Below are 8,453 nucleotides of genomic sequence, written 5' to 3'. Positions count from 1 at the left end.
AGGCCCAGCAGCGGGCAACTCAGGTTCGGCGCCAGCTGCAGGATCGGTTTCATGGCCTTGGGCATCCCCTCCGGCGGATCCTCGACGATGAAGGCGCCATAGCAGTCCACCGCGGCATCGAACGGCAGCGAACACGCCGCCAGGTATGCGTGCCGCCCGCCGGAGCAATGCCCGATCACGCCGAACCTGCCGTTGGCGCCCGGCAACGAGCGCAAGTGCTCGACCGCGCCCGCGACGTCGCCGACCAGGCGCTCGTCGGGCACGCCGCCCGCCGCCCGCGCCGCCGCCGCCGCATCGTCGGGCGACGCGCCCGGCGCCTCACGCGAATAGAGGTTCGGGGCCACGGCGTGGAAGCCGCTGACGGCGAGCCGCCGGACGAACTCCTTGGTCTCGCGGTCATAGCCGGGCATGTGATGGATCCACACGACCCCGCCGCGAGCGCACTCGGCGAGCGGAGTCGCCAGGTACGCCTCGATTTCGTCGCCGCCGTGACCGGTGATGGTGATCGTCTCCGCACGGATGGCGTCTGGGCTGACCGCGTTCATTCGCGACTCCTCTTTGGGCTCCCTGGTCGGCCGCAACCCGACGCGGAGCGCGTGCGGCCGGTCCGGGCCCGCCCCGCCGGAACCCAACGTAGCGGAACACCCCCACGCCGTCAGCGCCGCTTGTCGCGCACCTTGTACGTCGAGGGCCACGACTTGCGGGACTCGTCCCCCGTCAACGGGATGCCCATCCCCCCGACCTTCACGTTGTAGGCCTCCTTGCCAGGACCGACCTCCCGATTCGCGTGCTCCTGGGCAAGGAAGTACAGCTCGTCGATCGTGGCCTCGTCGTAGGCGACGAACGAGGTTTCCCGCGCCACGTCGTCGATCCCGGCGAGCATCCGCTCGGGCAGCACCCGCGACGCCAGCGCCGCCAGTCCGAACAGCGTGAACGGAATGAGCCAGTAGCAGGCGTACGACAACGGAGTCCTGGTGTCCAGGATGGTGGCATCGCCCCGGATGAGCGGCGGGATCGCCGACGACACCGTCATGACGGCCAGGGTTCCCACCCACACCCAGCTCAGGACGTTGACGGCCCGCGCGAACAACTCGGTCGTGCGCACGTCCGCGGGCTGCTCCGCGGCGGCGAACGCGCGCACGAACGGCTTGCCCGTCAGCGTGCCGGCGAGCGCGACCACCAGGAAACCGGCGATGCTCAGCGGGAGTATCCACCGGTGGGAGAACCGGTCACCGAGCGCGAAGGTCAGCCCAGTCAGCACCACAAATACTGCGGCGGAACCGATTTCGAGCGTCCGCTCCGGCTTGCCGGTGAGGTGCCCGATCGCCAGTGCGACGGCAGCGACGGCCAGCCCGACGAGTGCGGCCGCCGGCAATGGGACGTTACCGACGAGCACCCAATAGACGATCCACGGCGCAAGACCAAACAGCATGCCCACGAGGGGTCAGTGTATGAGTGACGGATTCCGTGGTCCTCGGGGGCCGGGTCGAAAATTTGGTCCGCGGCCCACGACCCCCGCCGCGCGGCGTTCTCGGGCCGCCGGATTCCCGCGGCGCCAACGGCTTTCCCGGCGAAAGGTGACGCCGCGGAGAGGGCTTATGGCCCTTGGCGCGCGGCCGTGCGGGGGTCAGTGTTGGAGCGGTACGGATCTGAAGGCTGTCACCGCGACAGGGTAGGGCTAGGTCGAGCTATGGGTCGCACGGCAACGCCGGCTGAAGGCGTGGTGGCGATCGGCGCATCCGCCGGGGGCATCGAGGCGTTGAGCGAACTGGCGGCGGGGATGCCGCCGGACTTTCCGTTCGCGGTCATGATCGTCATCCACATGAGCCCGGGAGCGCCGTCCCTGCTGGCGCAGATCATCAACCGAAGCGGCCCGCTGCCCGCGGTCGCGGCCGTCGGCGGTGCGGTGCTGGAGGCCGGCCGGATCTACGCCGCCGTGCCCAACCACCATCTGCTGGCCAGCGACCACCGGGTGGCGCTGTCGGACGGACCGTGGGAGAGCGGTCGCCGACCCGGTATCGACGCACTGTTCCGGTCCGTCGCGCTGGACTATGGCCCACGCGCGATCGGCGTTCTGATGTCGGGGCTGCTCGACGACGGCGTGGCCGGACTGCGCGCCATCAAGTCCAAGGGAGGGGCCACAGTGGTTCAGGAACCGAGCGACGCGCTGTTTCCCGACCTACCGAAGAACGCCATCAAGGCCGGCCTGGCCGATCACACGGCCGCGGCAAAGGAGATCGGCAGCCTGCTCGGGCGGCTCGCCGACCGGAAAGTCGAGGAGCCGGCGGCCGATCCCGACGGGCGACTCGAGTTGGAGAATCAGATCGCGATGGACAGCCAGTTCGCCGCATCCGTCGGCGTGGAAGACCTGGGCCCACCGACCGGATACACGTGCCCGAGCTGCAACGGAGCTCTGATGTCGGTTGGTGACAACGCCTACCGCTGCCAGGTCGGCCACGCGTGGACGGCCCAGGCGCTGCTCGTCGCCTACGGCGACGAACTCGAAGAAGCGATCTGGGCGGCGATCCGCAACCTGAAGGACACCGCGCGGCTGTCCCGCACCCTCGCCGAGAACGCCGAAAGCGCAGCGGATCTGGAAGGCTATACGGTCGCGGCGAACCGGGCCGCCCACGCGATTGCCGCGTTGCGGCAGGGCCTGCTGACGGCGAAGGCCGACAGTCGGAACGGCGGGAGCACCTAAGCGGTGTGCAACGCCATCGCCAGGAAGTCGAGACGCCACAGCGACTCGAACAGTTTTCGCCCGAATTCCCTTACCAGTTCGGCATTTTCGGGGCCGACGTCGCCCTGGCGGGCGACGTGCTCGATGATCTCCCGAATCGTCCGGCGGCCGTCGACCTGCTGAACGAACGGCAACTGGGCCGGGTTGAGCTTCAGCTTGCTGCCCGGCAGATGGATATCGTCCCCGGCGAGCAGGCAGGCCGTCCGCAATAGCGGAACATAATCGAGCGCCTCGGGCGTCGAGAAATCGATCGCGTAGTGCTCTTTCGGGCGTTCGGGGCGGCACGCCATGAAGAAGTGCGTGGCATTCGCCGGCTGCAGGCGTTCCATCACCGACCACAGCTGGACGTCGGGCAGCTGGTTCAGCAGCGCCTGGAACCCGCTCGCCGGCGCGACGACGTCGTGCGGGTAGTACGGCGTCTTGTGAAACCAGCCCTGGAATGCCAATCCGGCGGCGCCGACCAGGTCCAGGCATTCCGCGACGGTGTAGCTCCGCTGGCGACTGTGCAGGAACGTGTCGACCAAAGCGCCGTCGGACACCAGATCGCGCGCGCCCTTCAGATACGGGCGGACGGGGTGATCCGCGGGCAGCACCGCGATCGCCTCCTTGACCATGTGGACCGATGCGTCGTCCTGCCCCAGCCCCAGGTCGCGGAACGCCGATTCGAGCATCTCGACGCCGATCCGGCCGTACTTGGCGTACAGCATGACGGCCAGCACACCGTCCGCGCGCAGGCACCCGCCGAGCGCCTTCAGCCCGGTCAGCGGATCCGCCATGTGGTGCAGGACGCCGGTGGACACGATGAGGTCGAAGTCGCGCCCGAGCGTCGCCACCTCTTCGATGGGCAGCAGGTGCAGCTCCAAGTTGTCCAGGCCGTGCCGGTCTTTCAGGTACCGCTCGTGTTCCAGCGCCTTCCGGCTGACGTCGATCGCGACCACCCTGGCGGCGCGGTTCATGAACGCGAAAAGCGCAGCCTGGAAGGTGCCGCAACCCGCGATCAGAATGTCCAGGTCCGGTACGTACTCCCGGTTAGGCCACAACACCCGGTGCGCCCAGAACGGATCGAACCAGTCCCAGTGGGTCTTGGTCCACGCCGCCAGATCGGTCACCGGGGGCGGGTATTCCCAGCGATCGTATTGACTGGACACGCCGTCGCTCCGCGGATCGTCGGTCACTTCGGCGCGGCTCCTTCGCGGTGGCGGTCGCGACCAACTTACTGTGCCTTGGGCCGTCCGGCTTGCTTACGGCGTACCGGCTCACATCAGCGGGGGCCCTGGGACCAGCCAGATCAGCGAACTGTCGATGAGCCCCCGGTACTGCGGGCAGTAGGCGGCCACGGACAGGCCGACGAAGTAGCTGGCTTCCTTCATCGAGAGATCGGTGTCGCGCTTCACCTTCATCGCCAGCACGCTTGCGTTCGCGTTGTTGTCGAATCCGGTGCACACCCGGTGGGCCATCGCGATCGCGACGTCGCTGTCTCGGACTTCGATCCCGTAGTTGGCGAGGGACGCGATGAACGCGTCGTCGCCCGGGTCGGCCGACGCCGGCGCCGACGCCAGCAGCTCGAGCACCGACAGCAGGACCGCACAGACCGCCGGCCACTTCCCGCGACGGACGTTCATACCGGCGCGGTGCCGATCAGTTCCAGGCCGACTGAGGGGCCTTCGCCTGGCTCACCCCGTGCTCGCTCTGCCCGTTCGTCTCCGGCGCGGGGACCGCGCGCAGCCCGACCGGCCGTTGGCGCCAGCCCGCGTACCCGAGCGCCACGCTGATCGCGGAATAGACGACGGCCTCCGTCCACATGAACCCGACGCCCCACTTCCTCCCGAGGAAGATCGGCTCGTCGATGATGCCGCTGGAAGCGGCAATGGCGTAGCCCGCGTGGGCGTACGCGATGCCGGCGAACGCCCCGCAGAAGAATTTGCTCACTTCGCGATTCATTGCTCGTCCTCCCTGAAGTTGTGTGATCTCACTGTCGCCCCGCCCGCCGAGAGCTGGTAGGGGCCAAGGTCCTCGCCCAGCGGCCCCTTGGTCGCTGATCCGACCTAGGCCGGTCCGTTGACGATGCGATCCCGGATGCCGGTGGCGGTGGTGAGATGCCCTTCGGCGGAGTTCATGAATTCGCCGGCATGGCGCGCCTCGTTGGCATCCTTGTCCTCGACCGCGGCGACGCAGAAGTGGGACGCGGCATCGAAGTCGTCGAGGCTGGCCTGCAGCGCGTCGGTGAGTTCTTTGTCGGGGGACGGCAGGTGCCCCTGGAGGAAGCTCGCCGCGTCGTGGCCCTCGTGGCAGGCGGCCCCCAGGGCGGCGTAGTCATGCTCCCCGATGGCGAATGTCGCCTTGCCCATCGCTATCCCCAGGTCTTGCATGTGGTCTTTGGTCAGTTCGACCCATCCGCGCACGGCCTGACCATGCGACGTGGTCGTGGTGGTCGTGCCGCCACCGCCGTTGTGATTTCCAGCGGAGCAGCCCCCGACGAAGAGGACCACCGCCGCAGCGCCCGCCATGGCTTGCTTGATCACCACCGGCCTCCTAACCCTGTGCTGGTGGTGATCTTCGTTCGGGCGGCGCCGGCTAGACAGGGCACAAAGCCTCTAGCTCTGGCACCAAGGTGCCCCAAATCCGGTGACTGGATTAGCGACTGCAGACAACGACGGGCAGCGAAGCTCGCGCCCATGCCGCGCCTGTGATCAGCAGCCGACCGGGCCGCCACCCGCGGGGCAGGTGGGAATGGTGATGGGTATGCAGCCCACCGACGTCGTTGAGACGGCGAATGCGAGCACGAGCGCAATCAGAACTTTCTTCCCCCTGGCCATAACCAGGAAGCGTAATGCCCGGCTGCGTTCCGCTTGGCGGATTGCGCAAAACGCAAGCGCCTCAACGTCGAAGACGCCAGCGCGTGACGCCGGCGAAGAGCATGGCAAGCACCCCCAACACGGCCATATTCGTGAGCCACGCCGAACCGGTGTGCTGCCAGAGCGAATCGTTCGAAATCCCCGCGACCAGTTTGGTCAGATCGGCCGTCGACGCAGTCGCCGCGAACCCCCATCGTCCGGGCGTCAGCCAGGCCAAGGCTTCCATCAACGGTCGGTCGGTCACCGGGATGAAGCCGCCCGCGAGCACCAGTTGCGCCATCAGCGTCATCGCCAGCAGCACGATGACCTGATCGCCGGTGCGGGCCACGGCCGAAAGCGCAAGGCCGAGAAGGACGGCCACTACGCAGGTCGCCGCGACGCCGACGAACAACTCGACGGCCGGGCTACCCAGGACCACCGCACAAGACGGGCCGGGCTTGCCGATCGCGGGCGCCGTGACGATCGCAACGAGTATCGCGGATTGGATCACCGCGACCGCGCCGAAGACGATCGCCTTCGCGAGCAGGTATGCCGACGCCGATAGTCCCGCCGCCTGTTCGCGCCGGAAGACGGCGCGTTCGCCGACGAGATCGCGGACGCTCAGTGTGGTTCCCATCAGGATCGCCGCGAAGCTCGTCAACGCGACGATGTGTTTGGCTTCGAACGGTGGTTCGCCAGGCGCCGGCATGTGGCTCAGGCCTGCGTGACCGGTGACGGTCAGCGGCAGCAGGCCGACGATGAACGGCAGCACAGCGAGGAAGGCGAGGTAACCACGGTTCGCCACAAGCAACCTCACCTGGCGACGCGCGAGCGTCGACGTTTGACGCCATATGCCGACAGGGGGCGGTTGAACCGGCTGAACGAGCGCGGGACGGCATACCGTGTCCGCTTCCTGGGAGTCTCGCCCCTGCATGAACCGCCGTTGGAGACCGTCCGGATCGGCGCATACCCTGGTGAAGATGTCAGCCCAATCTGAGGCTCCCAGATAGGAACTGAGCCGATCGGGAGGGCCGCAGAAAACCGTCTTGCCGCCGGGTGCGAGCAACAGCACCTGGTCGCACACATCCAGGAACGTCAACGAATGCGTGACGACCACGACCACGCGGCCTGCGTCGGCCAACCGGCGCAGCATGGCCATCACCGAGCGGTCCAGCGCGGGATCCAGCCCCGTCGTCGGTTCGTCGAGCACCAATAGGTAAGGGCTGGTCAACAATTCGACGGCGACCGACACGCGCTTACGCTGGCCGCCCGACAACCTGTCGATGCGAGTATCAGCGTGGGGTGTCAGCTCGAGTTCCTCGAGCACGGTGGTGATCACCCGCGCGCATGCGCTTGCGGTGGTGTCGGCGGGCATCCGGAGTTCCGCCGCGTACTGCAGTGCCTGTGCGACGGTGAGCCGGGCGTGCACAAGGTCGTCCTGTGGCACCATCCCGATCTCGCTGCGCACTGTGTGCACGGCCCTCGCCTCCAAAGACGCCGTCCCACTGGTCGGCCGATCCTCCCCGGCGGCGACCTTGGCCAGAGTGGACTTGCCGGCGCCCGAGGGGCCAATCACCGCGGTCAACGTGCCGGGGCGCGCCGCGAACGAAACCCGGTCCAGCAGAACCCTTTCGCCGTCAACGGCGAGGCTGACATCGCGCATCTCCAGGCCGCCGGTCGCCGCGGGCAGGAGTCGATTCTCGCGCTGGACGCTCCGATTAATCGGGATCGACCCGAACGGCTCTGCCGGGAATCGCCAGCGGGCGCGCATTTCCGTGGCGTTCGCGGCTTCGTCGGTCCGATTCTTGAGGGTGATCGGCATCGTGGGCTTGTCGTTATTCATTGAGATCTCTCATCCGAGGAAGTACGCGAGCGGGAGGACAACCAGCAGTGAATCGATGCGGTCGAGGAGGCCACCGAATCCGGGCAGCCAGTCACCGGCGTCTTTGACCTGGGCCTGTCGCTTGAGCATGGATTCGAGCAGGTCACCGAACAGACCGCCGATGGAGACGGCGATGAGCAGGCCGACAGAGATGGTGCCCAACAGGGTGAGGATTCCGAACGCGCCGATGATCGCGCCGACCATCCCGCCGACCGTCTTGTTGGGGCTCAGCGGGGACAGCGGCGTGCGCGCCCATCGCATGCGGCGCAACCCTTTTCCGCCGCACCACGCCGCGACGTCGGTGGCCGCGACGGCGAAACACAGCAGGTATGCGTCCGGTCCCACCATGACGAGGTGGGACAGCGACCAGCAGATCCACACCGAGGCGAAGGCGGCGGAGGCGGCGCGCCTGGCGCCGTTCTCGACGTCGCCCTGAAGGACCGAGGGCGCCACGCACAGCAGCACGATGATCGGCGCGAATTGCAGGAGCGAGGGGCGCAGCCACGCCGCGACCGGGTATGCCACGGCCAGGACCACAAGCACGTAGGTGTCGGCCCGGCCCAGCTTGACCAGTCGCGCGTACTCGATCACCGCGACGACGGCCAGCGCCGCGGCCAACCCCGCCGTCGTGCCTTGGCCGGCCCAAACCGGGATCCCGACAGCCGGTGCGATCAGCACCCAGGTGCGCCATTTCTGCACCAGCTCGCGCTTGCGCGAGACCAGGACGGCGGCGCCCGCGACGGCGAGGATCGCCACCGTGACCCACATCAGGAACACAGCCGTCGAGTACATGTGGACGTGCAGCGGACCCACGTCGATGTTGAGCGGCATCCGCCGATCGAGATGACGAAACCAGCGGTCGAGGAGTGACATGGTGGGCCGCCGGTTCTAAGACGCCAGCGCGAAGCGGTCATCGGCCACGACGTCGCCCCGCAGCGCCAGCACCTGCGACCGCAGTTGCGGTGCGGAGGTGGTGTGGGGATCGACGGGCGTACCG

At 67.9% G+C, this 8,453-nt stretch carries 9 protein-coding genes; 1 reads left to right on the top strand and 8 read right to left on the bottom strand.

Translation table 11 applies throughout. The features are described from left to right. Window positions 1-545: dienelactone hydrolase family protein (locus A9X05_RS01915; RefSeq protein WP_067778829.1), on the bottom strand; the 545-nt coding region annotated here is incomplete at its 3' end. Between the two features lie 110 nt (window positions 546-655). Next, window positions 656-1,438, bottom strand: a complete 783-nt coding sequence (locus tag A9X05_RS01910) for a hypothetical protein (protein ID WP_067749979.1) — start codon at window positions 1,436-1,438, stop codon at window positions 656-658. Between the two features lie 252 nt (window positions 1,439-1,690). Here A9X05_RS01910 and A9X05_RS01905 point away from each other — a divergent pair, with 252 nt between their 5' ends. After that, complete coding sequence (locus A9X05_RS01905; RefSeq protein ID WP_067778826.1) at window positions 1,691-2,701, top strand: chemotaxis protein CheB; 1,011 nt, start codon at window positions 1,691-1,693, stop codon at window positions 2,699-2,701. On the opposite strand, the gene A9X05_RS01900 is transcribed toward A9X05_RS01905, so the two are convergent. The 6 genes from A9X05_RS01900 to A9X05_RS01875 all read right to left on the bottom strand — a co-directional run bounded on the left by A9X05_RS01900 (window position 2,698) and on the right by A9X05_RS01875 (window position 8,329). Continuing rightward, entirely contained in the window at window positions 2,698-3,915 is a 1,218-nt protein-coding gene (locus tag A9X05_RS01900) for a bifunctional 2-polyprenyl-6-hydroxyphenol methylase/3-demethylubiquinol 3-O-methyltransferase UbiG (RefSeq protein WP_067778824.1), read from the bottom strand. The two genes, A9X05_RS01905 and A9X05_RS01900, sit on opposite strands and share 4 nt — an antisense overlap. 81 nt (window positions 3,916-3,996) lie before the next feature. Then, window positions 3,997-4,362 carry a DUF732 domain-containing protein gene (locus tag A9X05_RS01895; protein ID WP_067749975.1) on the bottom strand — a complete coding sequence of 122 codons (366 nt, stop codon included), beginning with the start codon at window positions 4,360-4,362 and terminating at the stop codon, window positions 3,997-3,999. A 16-nt stretch (window positions 4,363-4,378) separates the two neighbouring features. Beyond that, a complete protein-coding gene (locus A9X05_RS01890) occupies window positions 4,379-4,681 on the bottom strand; it encodes a hypothetical protein (protein WP_197498872.1) in 303 nt (100 codons plus the stop codon). Between the two features lie 104 nt (window positions 4,682-4,785). Continuing rightward, window positions 4,786-5,262 (bottom strand): hypothetical protein, encoded by a 477-nt coding sequence (locus A9X05_RS01885; protein ID WP_156669953.1) that lies wholly within the window; start codon window positions 5,260-5,262, stop codon window positions 4,786-4,788. Between the two features lie 355 nt (window positions 5,263-5,617). Then, window positions 5,618-7,417, bottom strand: coding sequence for an ATP-binding cassette domain-containing protein (locus tag A9X05_RS01880; protein ID WP_067778818.1), 1,800 nt, complete (start codon window positions 7,415-7,417; stop codon window positions 5,618-5,620). 9 nt (window positions 7,418-7,426) lie between these two features. Then, window positions 7,427-8,329, bottom strand: coding sequence for a phosphatidate cytidylyltransferase (locus A9X05_RS01875; protein ID WP_067778815.1), 903 nt, complete (start codon window positions 8,327-8,329; stop codon window positions 7,427-7,429). Window positions 8,330-8,453 lie beyond the last annotated feature (124 nt).

The organism is Mycobacterium sp. E3298, assembly GCF_001666895.1.
In the GTDB taxonomy this organism is placed as follows: domain Bacteria; phylum Actinomycetota; class Actinomycetes; order Mycobacteriales; family Mycobacteriaceae; genus Mycobacterium.
This window is presented reverse-complemented; position numbering and strand designations above follow the sequence as displayed.